Below are 14,112 nucleotides of genomic sequence, written 5' to 3' on the forward strand. Positions count from 1 at the left end.
TCGGGCCACGATGTTGAAGCTCCCACGGCTGCCCTTTGTCCGCTCCTCGCGCGTCGAGAATTCCCGAAATCCCGGCCGGCGGCCGGCGCCCTGCTGATTTCTCCGATGCTCTTCATTTTTTTGGGGATCGGCCTTGCTTCTTGGACCGCGCGTCGGTTCGATCAGTCAGGTCTTTCGAACGTCTTCCCGTCGCGATGAAACCTGTTCGCGCCGACGCGGGCCTTCATGTCATCCCGCCGGAACCAAATCGCACGGCCACACCGAAGTGGCGCGTTCCCGGCCGTGAACACAATCTGCTCGTCCGCTCGCATGCGAAGAACCTCATGCGCCTGGATCAGCGGCCGGGCGGCCAGCTGCTTCGAACGCGTTCGCGATGAACCCTTCGCTTGGGAACCGCGGCTGACCTGATCGATCTCGACCGTGGTCATGCCGCAGCGTTTCGAGATATAGTCGGCGGTCTCGGGATCATTGATCGCCGCGAAGGAGATCCAGCTCGCGCTTTCGAACCACTTGCTCGCGGCGTCGCGGCCGCCATAGGTTTCGCGCATCTGCCCGATCGACTGGTAGATCATCGTCAGCGTGATGCCATACTTGCGGCCGGCATCGCGAGCGGTCTCCAGGATTCGCATGTAGCCGAGGCGGGCAACCTCATCGAGGAGAAAGAGCGCCCTGCCCTCCAGCGCGCCGTCGCGATTGTAGATCGCGTTGAGGAACGATCCGATGATCACCCTCGCAAGGCCGGCATGCGTCTCGAGCGTCTTCAGATCAATGTTGATGAACACATCGGTCTTGCCATCCGCGAGCGCGTCGGTCGAGAAAGTCGAACCCGACACGAGCGCGGCATAGTTGGCGTAGGACAGCCAGTGCGTTTCCTTGACCGCGTTGGCATAGACGCCAGAAAAGGTTTCCGCGGTCATGTTGACGAAGGCGGCGACATTCTCCCTGACGAAATCCGAGTTGGAATTCTCGTAAATGGATTGCAGTCGCTCGCGCAGTTTCGGCTCCGGTTCCGCCAGATTCGAACGAACCTGGCGCAAGGTCTGGTTCGCCGTGTCGGTATGCCCGGATAGGCAGACGTCCGCGATCAGCGCGGTCAACAGCTGAAGCGCCGATGCGCGGAAGAAGTCGTCGCGGACGCCGCGCGGGCCGCCGCTGTCGCTCATGATCCACGATGCGACCGAGGCGATATCCTCTTCCTTGGTTCCGCCATGCCGACCGATCCAATCGAGCGCGTTGAACCCGGTTTCGGGTTCCTTTGGATCGAGAAGGCGGATGAAGCGCGCGGCGGCTTCGCGATGCCCGCGCACCATTGGCGCGACCTCGTTCGAAGGGTCCAGCACGACAAGGCCGCCGGCCCATTTAAGGGCCGTCGGGATTGTCACGGACGTTGTCTTGAAACCGCCCGAACCGGCGAAAACGATACCGTGCGATGATCCGAACGAACCGTCGAAACACAACAGCGATGCCTTGCCGCCGCCGCCCCAGCTCTCGGCGTCGCCCGCGCGGAAGGGACGCGCCGCGGTGCTATCCTTGTCGACGCGGTAGCGTTCGCCGATGACGATGCCGCCGGTGTCGGGAAAAAGCCTCGCCGCGTCCCGCATGTTCATCCAGTCGGCCTCGCCATGCAGCGCCCTGCGCCCTCGGATACGCCTCGGCTCGGCGCGGGCGAAGGCGGCGTTGCCGATGAGCATCACCCGCAGCGCGAAACTTCCCACCATCAATGCGGCCACCGCGCCGATCATCGTTGCGGGGTCGAGATACGCGGCGATGGACCCACCCGCCGGAACCTGACCGACGAATGACATGAGACGTGTCGTCTCGCGTATCGCCGCGATCAGGATCGTCACCATGCTCCCGGCGGCGACGCCCCAACCCGCGAACTTGATGCCGGTCGCGCCCGTGCTCGCGAACAGGAAGGTCAGGCCGATGGCCGAAGCGGTGACATAGGGCGTCGCGATGCCCACGCGACCCAATGCCAACCTCGCGGCCTCCGTCCTTCCAAAGGCCGATAGCCAATCCTCGATACCGGCCGTGCCGAGGACGGCGAGCATCATCAGCACGACCGGCGCGGCGAGGAGAGCAAGCTTATTCGCCGTCATCGCTGAACGCTTTCACACCGATCGCGATCAGCCGCGCCCGCTCGCCTTCGTCCGACCTCAGCCGGGCGTTCAGTTCGAGCAACGCTCCAAGCAGAAGCGCGCGTTTCTCATATCGCAAGCCAGCCTTGACGATCAGGCCGCCGAGTTCGATTTTCTCGCGTGTGTCCTTCTTGCGGGCATCGGATGTCGTCGTTCTCGCCATTCGATCAAGCCTCGCGACCGCCGCCCTGAGCCGCGCCAGGCGGGACCATCGCGGTCGGCGTACCCGTGGTGCCTTTTCCATCGCCTTTTTCGCCGCCGGTCGTGGCCCCATTCCCGCCATCTTGGCCTGCGCGAAAACGTTGCGCGATATTCTCGAAGGCCGCCTGTAGCTCGGCTTCATCGATCTCGGTTTCTCCAAGACCAGCCTTGAGGGCAATTCGGCCGATCCGCTCGGCTTCGCGGGTTTCCGCGGCCTTGAGCTGTTCTTGGAGTCTGGCGATTTCGTCGCGGATTTTCGAGGAAGGTCTCTTCATTTGCGATCGTCTCCTGGCTGAGAAAGCGTGTCTTTCAAGGCCAGTTTCCGGAACTCGAGTAGCGAAGGCACTACTGTGAATCCTACAATCGCCAAGGGCGATGCTTTGGTGAATGATCCCTGCCGTTCCGAAGGAGCGGGTTCCAAGGGCGCAATTATACGTCGCTGTCGCGACGCTTAGCTTTTCGCCCCGGCGAGGCCCGCTCCCGACGCAAGCATTGGTTTTGTCCGCAACCGGGAGCCCAGACCGTCGTGGCCGTGCCTCATTTCTCCGTCAGCGTCGTCGCCCGCGGCTCCGGCCGCAGCGCGGTGCTGTCGGCGGCCTATCGCCACTGCGCGAAAATGGAATACGAGCGGGAAGCGCGGACGATCGACTATACCCGCAAGCAGGGCCTCCTGCATGAGGAGTTCGTCATTCCAACCGACGCACCGGAATGGTTGCGGTCGATGATCGCCGATCGCTCGGTGTCGGGCGCGTCGGAAGCCTTCTGGAACAAGGTCGAGGATTTCGAGAAACGTTCCGATGCCCAGCTCGCCAAGGATGTCACGATCGCGCTGCCGATCGAACTCACGGCCGAGCGCAATATCGCGCTTGTTCGCGATTTCGTCGAACGGCACATCACCGCCAAGGGAATGGTGGCGGATTGGGTCTATCATGATGCGCCGGGCAATCCGCACGTACATCTTATGACGACGTTGAGGCCGCTGACCGAAGAAGGGTTCGGTGCCAAGAAGGTCGCGGTTCTCGGGCCAGACGGCAATCCGATCCGCAACGACTCTGGCAAGATCGTCTACGAACTCTGGGCCGGAAGCCTCGATGACTTCAATTCCTTTCGCGACGGATGGTTCGCCTGCCAGAACCGGCATCTGGCGATGGCCGGCCTCGACATTCGCGTCGATGGCCGTTCCTTCGAAAAACAGGGTGTCGAAGTGGAGCCGACTATCCATGTCGGCGTCGGCGCGATGGCCATTGACCGGAAGGCGGAGCGGGCGAAAGCACAATCATCGCCAAGGTCGCCAAAGCTCGAACGGATCGAGCTGCAGGAGGTGCGGCGAAGTGAGAACGCAAGACGCATCCAGCGCCGGCCGGAGATCGTCCTCGAGCTGATAACCCGGGAAAAGAGCGTCTTCGACAGCCAGGATGTCGCGAAGATCCTGCATCGCTATATCGATGATGCCGTTCTGTTCCAGACTCTGATGGTTCGTGTCCTGCAGAGCCCCGAAGCGCTCTGTCTCGAAGGCGAGCGGATCGCGTTTGCGAGCGGCGCCCGGGTGCCGGCCAAATACACGACGCGCGAACTGATCCGGCTGGAAGCCGAGATGGCCAGCCGTGCCATGTGGCTGTCGGCACGATCCTCGCATGGTGTTCGGGAAGCCGTGTTGGCGGCGACGTTCAAGCACCATTCCCGACTGTCGCAGGAGCAGAGGACCGCGATCGAGCATGTCGCTGGATCCGAGGGGATCACAGCTGTCATCGGCCGTGCTGGCGCCGGCAAGACGACGATGATGAAGGCGGCGCGCGAGGCGTGGGAAGCCGCCGGCTATCGTGTCGTCGGTGGCGCGCTTGCTGGCAAGGCCGCCGAAGGGCTGGAGAAGGAAGCTGGGATTGCCTCGCGCACGCTTTCGTCCTGGGAGCTTCGCTGGAGCCGAGGCCGAAACCAGCTCGACGCAAGGACGGTCTTCGTTCTCGATGAGGCCGGCATGGTGTCGTCGCGGCAGATGGCGCAGCTGGTCGAGACGGTGACGAAGGCCGGCGCCAAGCTTGTCCTGGTCGGCGATCCCGAACAGCTTCAGCCAATCGAAGCGGGAGCCGCGTTTCGCGCGATCGCCGACCGTATCGGTTATGCGGAGCTCGAGACCATCTACCGCCAGCGCGAGCAATGGATGCGCGATGCGTCGCTCAATCTCGCTCGCGGCAATATCCGCAAGGCTATCGCTGCCTATACCGCTCATGATCGAATGATCGGTTTGACGCTGAAGGACGAGGCAGCCGATAGGCTTATCGCCGATTGGAGTCGGGACTTTGACCCGACGAAGACGACATTGATCCTCGCCCACCTCCGGCGTGATGTGCGAAAACTGAACGGCATGGCACGGGCCGAGCTCGTCGAGCGTGGCATCCTTGGCGAAGGTTTTGCATTCCGGACGGAGGATGGGCACCGCAACTTCGCGAGCGGCGACCAGATCGTCTTCCTGAAGAATGAAGGATCGCTCGGTGTCAAGAACGGCATGCTCGGCAAGGTTGTCGAAGCCGCTCAAAACCGCATTGTCGCCGAGACCGGCGAAGGTGAGCATCGCCGGCGGATTACCGTCGAACAGCGCTTCTACAGCAATCTCGACCATGGCTATGCCACGACGATTCATAAGAGCCAGGGCGCCACCGTCGACCGAGTGAAGGTGCTCGCGTCACTCTCCCTCGATCGGCATCTGACCTATGTAGCGATGACGCGTCATCGCGAGGATCTCCGCATTTATTACGGCACCCGGTCCTTCGCATTCGCCGGCGGCCTCGTCGAGATCCTATCACGCAGACAAGCCAAGGAAGCCACGCTCGATTACGAGAAGGGCAGCCTCTATCGCCAAGCACTGCGTTTTGCCGAAGGACGCGGCCTGCATATCGTCAACGTCGCCAGAACGGTTGTTCGCGACCGGCTCGAATGGACGATCCGCCAGAAACAGAAACTGGCCGATCTTGCCCACCGGCTCCTCACCGTCGGCGCCAAACTCGGCGTTGGTGCCAGCACCAAACCGACCCACTCCCAAAGCAGCAAGGAGGCCAGCCCTATGGTTGCCGGCATCGCGACATCCACGAAAACCGTCGAGCAGGCGATTGCCGAAAAGGTCGAAGCCGATCCCGGCTTGAAGAAGCAATGGGATGACGTGTCGACCCGCTTCCATCTGGTCTACGCGCAGCCGGAAGCCGCATTCAGATCAGTCAATGTGGACGCCTTGCTGAAGGATGAAGCGATCGCAAAAACGACGCTTGCGAAGATCGCCAACCAACCGGATAGTTTTGGCCCCCTCAACGGGAAATCGGGCTTGCTCGCCAGCCGCGCCGACAAGCAGGACCGTGAGCGGGCTGAGCGCAATGTGCCAGCCCTGGCGCAGAGTCTCAGCGATTACATGCGTCAGCGCAGCCACGCAGAACAGCGCTATCAGGCGGATGAAATGGCGGCTCGTCGCAAGGTCTCGATCGACATTCCGGCGCTGTCGCCAAGTGCGCGTCAGACGCTTGAACGGGTGCGCGACGCCATTGATCGAAACGATCTTCCGTCGGCGCTCGAGTTCGCGCTTGCCGACAAAATGGTGAAGGCGGAACTGGAGGGATTTGCCAAGGCGGTCACGGAGCGCTTCGGCGAACGGACCTTCCTGCCCTTGGCCGCCAAGGATACGAACGGGGAAACCTTCAAGACGGTCACTGGGGGCATGAACTCTGCTCAGAAGGAGGAAGTCCAATCTGCCTGGAGCCTGATGCGCGCGGCGCAGCAACTCAGCGTCCATGAGCGGACGGTCGAAGCACTCAAACAGGCCGAGACGCTTCGCCAGAGCAAGACCCAGGGGATGTCGCTGACATGATCATGCCCGTCTTGAAGATGGCGCCAGCAAGGCGACACAACAAACTCATCCAACTTGGCTTGGCCATGATCCCAATGGCCTTGCTGGGAACGACCTTGGTCGCCTGGTCTGGCAACTATCGGATCAATCTCACGCCGAGCGAACCACTCGGTCTCTGGCGTATCGTCAAGCTCGATCGTGCGGCCGCCGTCGGCGATCTCGTGTTCATCTGCCCGCCTCGAACGCCAGCCATGCAGGAGGCGCGCAGTCGCGGCTATCTGCGCTCCGGCTTGTGCCCAGGCGGCGTGGCACCGCTCATCAAGATGGTTATGGCCGTTGCGGGACAACGGGTCGATATCGGCGCCAGTGTGACTGTGGATGGCCGTCCGGTTCCCTTCTCCACCATTGTCCAGCGAGATGGCGAGGGACGGCCGCTGATGCCTTTCGTCGGAGGCATCGTGCCAGCGAGCTGCGTCTTCCTTCATTCGGCTTTCGCTGGATCATTTGATTCGCGCTATTTCGGTCCCGTTCCCGCTGCCGGCATCCTGGGTCTCGCGCAACAGGTTCTGACCTATGCGCCGTGATCATTTCGAACCAACGCTGCTGATCATTGGAGCGATCGTCGCGGGGACAATCGGATGGAGTGGTCATGTCCTGCTGCTCCCGACAGCACTGGCGTTCCCGATTCTTTGGGCGCGGGCGCAAACAAGATTGGTGGCGGCGCTTGTTTCAGCCGGGTATTTCCTGGCAGCATCACGTGGTCTGCCACAGGGTGTCGCCGCCTTCTATTCATCGGACATCTGGCCCGGCCTGTTGCTATGGCTGTGTGCGTCGGGGAGTTTTGTTGGCGTGCATGCGGCGCTCTGGACGAAGCGCTCTGGTCCTCGCCCGTTGCGCTATCTGGTGGCGACTGCCCTATTGGCGATCCCACCTTGCGGCATTGCCGGCTGGGCAAATCCTATGACATCCGCCGGGGTTCTGTTTCCCGGTTGGGGATGGGCGGGTTTGCTTGCAATCACAGCCGGTCTCATGGGCCTCGTAACCCGCATGTGGCCTGCTGTCGCAATCGCCTTCGCAGGCTTCTGGCTGTGGTCCGCCGCTACCTGGACCGAGCCGCATCTACCCGATGGTTGGCAAGGCGTCGATCTCGAAATGGGACCTTCGCTCGGCCGTGACATTAGCATTCAACGCCACCGTGATCTGATTGCGACGGTGAAGGGTCGTGGAGCTGATGACCGCCCGACGATCGTGCTCCCAGAGAGCGCCTTGGGTTTCTGGACGCCGACGGTCGATCGGCTCTGGGTCAATGCTCTTCAGGATACGGACATTACCGTCGTCGCTGGCGCGGCCACCGTGGACGCGGCTGGCTACGACAACGTCCTCATTGCCGTCTCCGCAACTGGCGGCAGGCTCCTCTATCGCGAACGGATGCCGGTGCCGGGCTCGATGTGGCAGCCTTGGCAGTCATGGTTCGGTAAGAGCGGCGGAGCTAGAGCGCACTTCTTCGCAAATCCCGTTGTCGATCTTGGGAATGCGCGAGGCGCTCCCCTGATCTGCTACGAGCAACTGGTCGTCTGGCCGGTGCTGCAATCGATGCTGGATGACCCCGACCTGATCATCGCCGTCGGAAACGGCTGGTGGACCAAAGGCACGTCGATCGTCGCAATCCAACGGGCAAGCACGATCGCCTGGGCAAGGCTCTTCGCCAAGCCGCTTGTTTTTTCCTTCAACACCTGAGGCCCGAGGAGACGTCATGTTGGATGCTGCGTTTATCAAGGAATGCGCCGATCCCTCACTCAGGCCCGCTGTCGTCGAGCAGTTTGTGGCGGCCGCCGGCTCGACGGATCCCCTCGCCGTGACGATCAAATCCGGGCGCCGGTTGATCCTCGTTCCGAAGGCGAAGTCGGCCGACGAGGCGATGGCGATCGTGAGGCAATATGTCGGCCAGGCGGTGGTTCGCGTCGGCTTGACGCAATTTCCCGCTGGCGTCGGCATCAAGGATGCAGCCAACTTGCAACCGGACCTCGTGGAGCCTTGCGAAAACCTTCGCAAGGGAACTGCGATGTTTGCCAAGGTTCTGAGGATCGTTGCCAAGTGGTACGGCAATCCTAAGAGCGACGAGGTTTTCCCGCAGATATTCGAGGACGCGGTCTATGCCTGGAAGACGGGCGAATTTGAGGGAGAGAGCGTCTTTCAGGCCGAGGATCCGGGCGGCGTGGCAGCAGAGCAGCCCACTCGTGCCAGCCAGCGAGAAGCGACGACGGCCGATCAACCTGTCGAGCCGGCAACTTCTCAATCGAACCTGAAGGACGCTGGTATTCGGATCGACCTTTCGCGGATCGATGGGCAGCGTTAGCGCTCGGCGGGGGGACGATTATTCAAGTCGGGCAGAAAATTTGTGTGATCCAAACGCATTAACTTGGTGTCGTCCCTTGATGTCCCTGCGCGACGAACCCCCTATAATTTGAGAGGCGCCATCTACGGAGATTGGCCGAGGCTATGAATCAGCCGTGCTTTAAATTAAAATCAGTCAGACATACGCCTTAAATTAGCCGACCGATCGTCGAAATGGCGCTGGCTGACACGTGTTGTTGTGCTAATTGCCGGCCCGCGGCAAGCCGGAAAGACGACTCTCGCACGACAGGTCTCTGGCTCAGATCGTCCATTTATCACCCTCGACGACGTTGGTACGCTGAATGCAGCAAAGACCGACCCGATCGGCTTTATCCGAGGCATCAAACGGGCTGTCGTCGATGAGGTGCAACGCGCGCCCGAACTGATACTGGCTATCAAAGAAAGTGTTGACCGCGATGACGAACCCGGACGGTTCTTGCTTACAGGCTCGCCAACCTTGCCACCGTTCCGGCGATTGCAGACTCGCTCGCCGGCCGTATGGCCGTTGTCCCACCGTTGCCATTTGCCCAATCTGAGATCCGGTCCGCCCCGGGTCGTCTGCTGGATCGGCTGTTCGCCGGCGAGGAGCCTTCCGCCGGCGAGGACACGGTGGTTGGTGACGACCTGATGGCGATAGTGCTGCAGGGCGGTTACCCAGAAGCTTTGCGTCGGCCGACGGCCGACCGGCGAACCGCTTGGCTGGAAGATTATGTGAAACTGATCCTCGACCGCGACGTACGTGAGATCGCCAACATCGATCAGTTGGACCGGTTGCCGCGGTTGCTCGAAGTTCTAGCGGAGCATGCTGGACAATTGGTCAATCACAGCAGTTTCGGTGCGGCGCTTGGATTGTCGAGCATCACCGCACAGAAATACGTCGTGATCCTCGAGTGTCTCTTTCTAATCACTTGTCCCATGGTCCAACAACCGCTTGAGCCGGCTCGTCAAGACACCAAAGCTTCACTTTCTGGACACAGGCTTGCTTGCGACTTTGCGAGAAGACGACGCGGATGCGTTACGTGACAACAAGGGTCGATTTGGCGCTCTGCTTGAAAGCTTCGTGGTTTCAGAACTGCGGAAGCTGGCGTCATGGTCAGGCCGGCGTTTTTCCTTTTCCCACTACCGGACGAGAGACCAAGATGAAGTCGATATCATCATTGAGGATCGGCGCGGCCGGGTTGTTGGGATAGAAGTTAAGGCGTCAGCAACGGTGAAATCTGACGATTTTCGCGGGTTGCGCCAGTTACAAGAGGCGGTCGGTGATCGTTTCGTGCGAGGGCTCGTCCTACACGACCACGACCGAGTGACGCCATTTGGAGAAAAGCTCCAGGCAGCACCGCTATCTCTCCTATGGACAATGTGAGCCGCGAGCAAGCGGCGTCTCTCGCCGAGACGCTGCCGCGGGCATTCCTTCCTTCTCAGCAGATGTCTATCGTAAAGTCCCGCGAGATTTTCGTCAGTCAAGATCGCGGGTTCACTTCTCCTCCGGCAACCGTTTCAGCAGATCGGACGCCTCTGTTTCCAAGACCCTCGCCAAGCGATCCACCACGACGATACTGGCCTTGTATACGCCGCGTTCCAGGGAGCTGATATAGGTTCGGTCGATTCCTGCTCGATGCGCGAGTTCTTCTTGCGACAGGCCCTTGGCCAGACGCGCAGCTTTCAGATTTCGTGCGAACACCTCTCGAATCTCCATGATCGAGAGAGCAACCGCTTGTGGAGTATTTCACCACGGAGTATACTCTACAAAGCGGTTCCACATGTGGAATCAAGGCCCTGCGCGGCGCCAAATGGTGCTTATGTTCGGCGGTGAACGACAGAAAAATCAATTTCCCTCGACTGTCAGAAAATTGGTAATCGATCGCAAGCATGCATGATGCCACTAAGCCTCGGTTCCTGGCGACCGCGAAAATGAAGCAGGAGGAAACAAGGATGATTGAGGCTGGCTCATCCGAGGCAGGCGAACAGGCCGCCCGTGAATCTCGCTACCGGTCGATGCAAGAATCGGAGCTGGAAGCATTGGCCGTTTCCGCGATCCTTGAACACCGTCGCCTTCTCGTCGCGGACGAGGCTGTCTACGAAGAATGGACCCGTGCGTCGGCGGACCCGTCGGTCTCCGCCGATGTCCTTGCCAGTCTGCAAGACGAATATCTCGCGCGCCAGAAGAAAGCCGAGGCACAGCAGCGAGAGCTTTCGGAAATCATCGACGTTCTGGGTTATGTTCCCGAGGTTCCGCTCGACGAGGAGACGTGACGGTTACACCAATCCGTGATCCTTCGCGATCGCGACGAGTTGTGGAACAGTCGCGGCCCCGAGCTTGCGACGGGCGTTATCAAGATAATTCTGGACCGTTCTCGCCTTGATCCCCGTCAGCCTGGCGGTTTCTGGAGCGGTTTTGCCTTTCGCGGCCCACATCATGCACATGGCTTCCCGGGGAGCAAGCAATCGCTTTGGTGGAAGAATGGTAGAGGCGGCGATGATTTTCAGGCCGTAGTGGACCGCGAGCACCGCATGAACCGCCTTTCGCGGATCCCGGAGTTTCGAAATGTCGGCCGATTGTGCCGAGGACGCGAAGGTCAGCATCATCGTGGAGCCGAAGCTTCCTTCGACGGGTATCGTCACGCCGCTGCGAATGCCGTGTTTGATTGCCTGGTCTCGAAAGCGCCTGAGTTCAGAGGATCCACGCGCCGGCCAATCATCTGCCCTCCAGCTAAACATGTCCATGCGACGTTTGGCTTCGATGATGACGGGATCGATTAACGAATACCGGCTTTTGAAATAAACGCCCTGCCATTCCTCCGAATACGAATTGCATGTTCGGATTTGCAGGCCCTCTTTCCGCAGAAACGCGAAGCGCTCGAAGCCACATGAATGGGCAAATGTCTTCAGGGCGCTCTTGATCATGCGTTCGTCGTGGGCGATCTCAGTCATGTCGATGAGAGAGCGAAGATCACTATCCATGAAGTTGTCTCCAGTCCGATTGGGTCAGTCCTCCCTTTTGTCTGTTCGCACGGCGCCGGGTACCGCAACGCCAGATCATCGCGGCGACCACGGCCTCCCGCCGTGCTCGCATCACCCGGTGTTTGTGAACGTTTTATGATAACGTCATTCGCGCTTAACGGGTAGTGATTTTTTCGTTTCAAGTTCGGCGGTGTCCTGAACCAAACCTCGGCCCCGACGGTTGAACACGGAAAGCGGTTCGCTCGTGGCTCGGCTCCTTGCATGGTCCCAAGCAACACGAAGCCCGACGCTTGCGCCACCTGCGGCAGCTGTCCGTCGTCCTCGGAGGGGACTTGGTGAATCCTCATATTGCCCACGCTCCCTTGGGCGGCGATCTTGGCGATCAGGCATTCCGTCGGACTTGGATGAGGCTCATTCAGGGCCCTCGGCACGTCCGATCGCCGGATTCGAGAAGATTTGGATCGCGACAAGGAAGATCATTGGTAAGCGACAAGCCATTGGAAAGCGACGAACTGAGAAGGGGCTTCGTCAAACGCCGCGCCGCCCGAGCCATGGACCGATGACGGGGTCGGGCGCGGAGGAAACATCTTTCGTTCGAGGCCGGTTGTCGTCGACACTGAAAACACTGAAGCATGTGCGGCACGGTGACGAGTTGGACTTGGTCCTCGCGGAAATCCGCCAGGCCTATGACTTCGCGCATGCGACATTCCTTGTCGTCCGTGCCGGGATTTCTCCCCTTTGCTATCCGTACTTTCGCACGACCTATCCGCCCGAATGGACGGACACCTATTTGCGAGAAAACCATTTCGAGATCGATCCTGTCATCGCGATCAGCCGTACCGGCCTTCTTCCGGTCGACTGGCATGCCCTGCGCGTGCCGTCCGAAAAAAGTAAGGCGTTCTTGAGGGACGCGAGAGCGTTTGGCGTCGGCAGACATGGCCTCTCCGTGCCCGTGAGAGGGTCACGCGGAGAGCGTTCCCTCTTTTCGGTAACGTCAAATGCGAGCCGGTCGGACTGGCGGAGACTTCGCGATTCGAGCATCCACGAATTGCAAATCCTGTCCCATTATCTGCATGACAAGGCTTTACCTGTCTCCGGCCTTCGCGCCTTTCGCGAGCACGACGTACTATCCCGCCGCGAGCGCGAGTGCCTGCGGCTTGTCGCGCTCGGTGAGCTTCCCAAGCGCATTGCCGCCACGCTGGGGATTTCCGAAGGCACGGTACGACTTTATCTGCGCCTGGCCAGGCGCAAGCTCGGCGCCAGGACGCTCTATCAGGCGGTCGCCAGGGCCAGTTTCCTGGAGATGATCGATGTATGAGCCAAATGCCACTCGGCGCCAATCCGACAGCCTTCGCTTGCTCGTCAATCTAACAAAATCGGCCGATTGCTCCGCCATCCCACCTCGATGACATCTGTGCATCACGGAGCCGCCGTTTCAGCCTGCTGACGACGACCCAGTCCAAAGCCGTGATCGCATCGTGACGCGGCTGCTCCTTTCGACCCGACGGGAAGGATTTGAAACATGGTTGATAGGCAAACGATCGAGGCTTGGCGAAAGGCGCCCCGCCTGAACGCGTTCGCGCCGTTTTTTGAGCGAACCGCTCGAGGTCTTGGCGGAATGCCTGACCTCGCCACTCCCGAACCCGACTTATCGCTCCTGGAATTCGATCTTGACTGCATGGCGTTCTGGGACACGCACCGCCGCCTTTGGGGGAATTTCGACAACCATTATTTCGCGAGCATTCCCTATCGCCTGGAAGAGGAGTGCCGATTGGGCGCCGCGATGCTCGTCCTTGCCCTGCACGCATGGGGACGCAGGCGGCAAGCCGCTGCCGTTTATACGCTCGGGGCCGGAGCCGGCACGCTTTCGAGATCGCTGGCAAGGCTCGGCGACGGGAGGCTGAAAACGCTCTGCTGCAGTCCCACGGACGGAAATCGCATCAGTTTCTTCGCGCGGCGCGGAAGCGAGCATGCCCATTTCCATCACGGTCCGTTCTTCGAGCTCGACGACGAACGATATGCGACCGATGAAAATCTCCAGCCATTCCGGGACGGCTATGATCTACTTTTCGAAGATACGACCTTTCAAATGTACGGTCGTGACCGGAAGGAGCAACTCGCCGTCATCGCGCCTCGGATCAGACCCGGCGGCCTGCTTATACAGGTGCAAAAGATCGCGCATCCGGACGTCGATGCCTATCTGGAACGCGAGCGCCAGAAGGACGAACAATTCAAGTCGCGCTATTTCTCGAAAACCGAGATCGTGGCCAAGAAGCACGAGGTTCTCGACACCATGACGAAGTTCCAGGTGGACCTGGAGACGTCGATCACCGCGCTGGGATCCTATTTCAGCTATTCCGTCGTCACCTGGAATAGCGGCAATTTCTACACGATCGTTTCGTCCAATTCGGCCGCGTCACTGCGAGAGTTCGTCACCTCGATGGTGAAGCCGGCGATTCCAGAGGAATTTTGCTACGAGCAACTGCCTCTTATTTTTGCGAACGAGACAGCGCCGCCGCTCGATGAGCGGTGGGCGTGGCGGACTGCTCGCCCTGCGGTGGATTCTGACAGTGCCATATGAGGGGTCAA

General features: G+C 60.3%; 12 protein-coding genes and 1 pseudogene. 8 read left to right on the forward strand and 5 right to left on the reverse strand.

Features of this window, described 5'->3' with window-relative positions; all coding sequences use genetic code 11:
- Positions 1-161 precede the first annotated feature (161 nt).
- Genes traG through traC form a run of 3 tightly spaced genes read right to left on the reverse strand, consistent with a single transcriptional unit; the run spans position 162 to position 2,614 of the window.
- Entirely contained in the window at positions 162-2,099 is a 1,938-nt protein-coding gene (gene traG, locus AC13RC_RS26955) for a Ti-type conjugative transfer system protein TraG (RefSeq protein ID WP_488559066.1), read from the reverse strand.
- Positions 2,086-2,301: a type IV conjugative transfer system coupling protein TraD gene (traD, locus tag AC13RC_RS26960; protein WP_069610808.1), complete on the reverse strand. Its 216-nt coding sequence runs from the start codon at positions 2,299-2,301 to the stop codon at positions 2,086-2,088. The genes traG and traD overlap by 14 nt, the downstream gene beginning before the upstream one ends.
- A gap of 4 nt (positions 2,302-2,305) precedes the next feature.
- On the reverse strand, positions 2,306-2,614 hold the full coding sequence (gene traC / locus AC13RC_RS26965; RefSeq protein ID WP_113354738.1) for a conjugal transfer protein TraC: 309 nt from the start codon (positions 2,612-2,614) through the stop codon (positions 2,306-2,308).
- Positions 2,615-2,865: 251 nt separating this feature from the next.
- Between traC and traA the strand changes: the two genes are divergently transcribed.
- From traA to AC13RC_RS26990, 5 genes and pseudogenes are all read left to right on the forward strand, one after another.
- Entirely contained in the window at positions 2,866-6,189 is a 3,324-nt protein-coding gene (traA, locus tag AC13RC_RS26970) for a Ti-type conjugative transfer relaxase TraA (RefSeq protein ID WP_488559067.1), read from the forward strand.
- Positions 6,186-6,752: a conjugative transfer signal peptidase TraF gene (gene traF / locus AC13RC_RS26975; protein WP_113354740.1), complete on the forward strand. Its 567-nt coding sequence runs from the start codon at positions 6,186-6,188 to the stop codon at positions 6,750-6,752. Before traA ends, traF begins: the two co-directional genes overlap by 4 nt.
- Positions 6,742-7,905 (forward strand): conjugal transfer protein TraB, encoded by a 1,164-nt coding sequence (locus tag AC13RC_RS26980; protein WP_488559068.1) that lies wholly within the window; start codon positions 6,742-6,744, stop codon positions 7,903-7,905. The genes traF and AC13RC_RS26980 overlap by 11 nt, the downstream gene beginning before the upstream one ends.
- Positions 7,906-7,921: 16 nt before the next feature.
- Positions 7,922-8,524, forward strand: a complete 603-nt coding sequence (locus AC13RC_RS26985; protein ID WP_488559069.1) for a TraH family protein — start codon at positions 7,922-7,924, stop codon at positions 8,522-8,524.
- A 212-nt stretch (positions 8,525-8,736) separates the two neighbouring features.
- Positions 8,737-9,925, forward strand: a pseudogene (locus AC13RC_RS26990) (ATP-binding protein).
- A 111-nt stretch (positions 9,926-10,036) separates the two neighbouring features.
- Here AC13RC_RS26990 and AC13RC_RS26995 read toward each other — a convergent pair.
- Positions 10,037-10,258, reverse strand: a complete 222-nt coding sequence (locus AC13RC_RS26995) for a helix-turn-helix domain-containing protein (protein ID WP_069610815.1) — start codon at positions 10,256-10,258, stop codon at positions 10,037-10,039.
- 236 nt (positions 10,259-10,494) lie between these two features.
- On the opposite strand from AC13RC_RS26995, the gene AC13RC_RS27000 reads away from it, so the two are divergent.
- Entirely contained in the window at positions 10,495-10,815 is a 321-nt protein-coding gene (locus tag AC13RC_RS27000; RefSeq protein WP_145323663.1) for a transcriptional repressor TraM, read from the forward strand.
- A gap of 3 nt (positions 10,816-10,818) precedes the next feature.
- Here the strand turns inward: AC13RC_RS27000 and AC13RC_RS27005 are convergent, their stop codons facing one another.
- The gene (locus AC13RC_RS27005) at positions 10,819-11,523 is read right to left on the reverse strand and encodes an autoinducer binding domain-containing protein (protein ID WP_488559070.1); all 705 of its coding nucleotides are present in this window, start codon (positions 11,521-11,523) and stop codon (positions 10,819-10,821) included.
- Between the two features lie 658 nt (positions 11,524-12,181).
- Between AC13RC_RS27005 and AC13RC_RS27010 the strand changes: the two genes are divergently transcribed.
- On the forward strand, positions 12,182-12,841 hold the full coding sequence (locus AC13RC_RS27010) for a LuxR family transcriptional regulator (protein ID WP_488559071.1): 660 nt from the start codon (positions 12,182-12,184) through the stop codon (positions 12,839-12,841).
- Between the two features lie 204 nt (positions 12,842-13,045).
- Entirely contained in the window at positions 13,046-14,104 is a 1,059-nt protein-coding gene (locus AC13RC_RS27015) for a class I SAM-dependent methyltransferase (protein WP_488559072.1), read from the forward strand.
- Positions 14,105-14,112 lie beyond the last annotated feature (8 nt).

The sequence above is a fragment of the Martinezella sp. CNPSo 3890 genome (assembly GCF_057784455.1).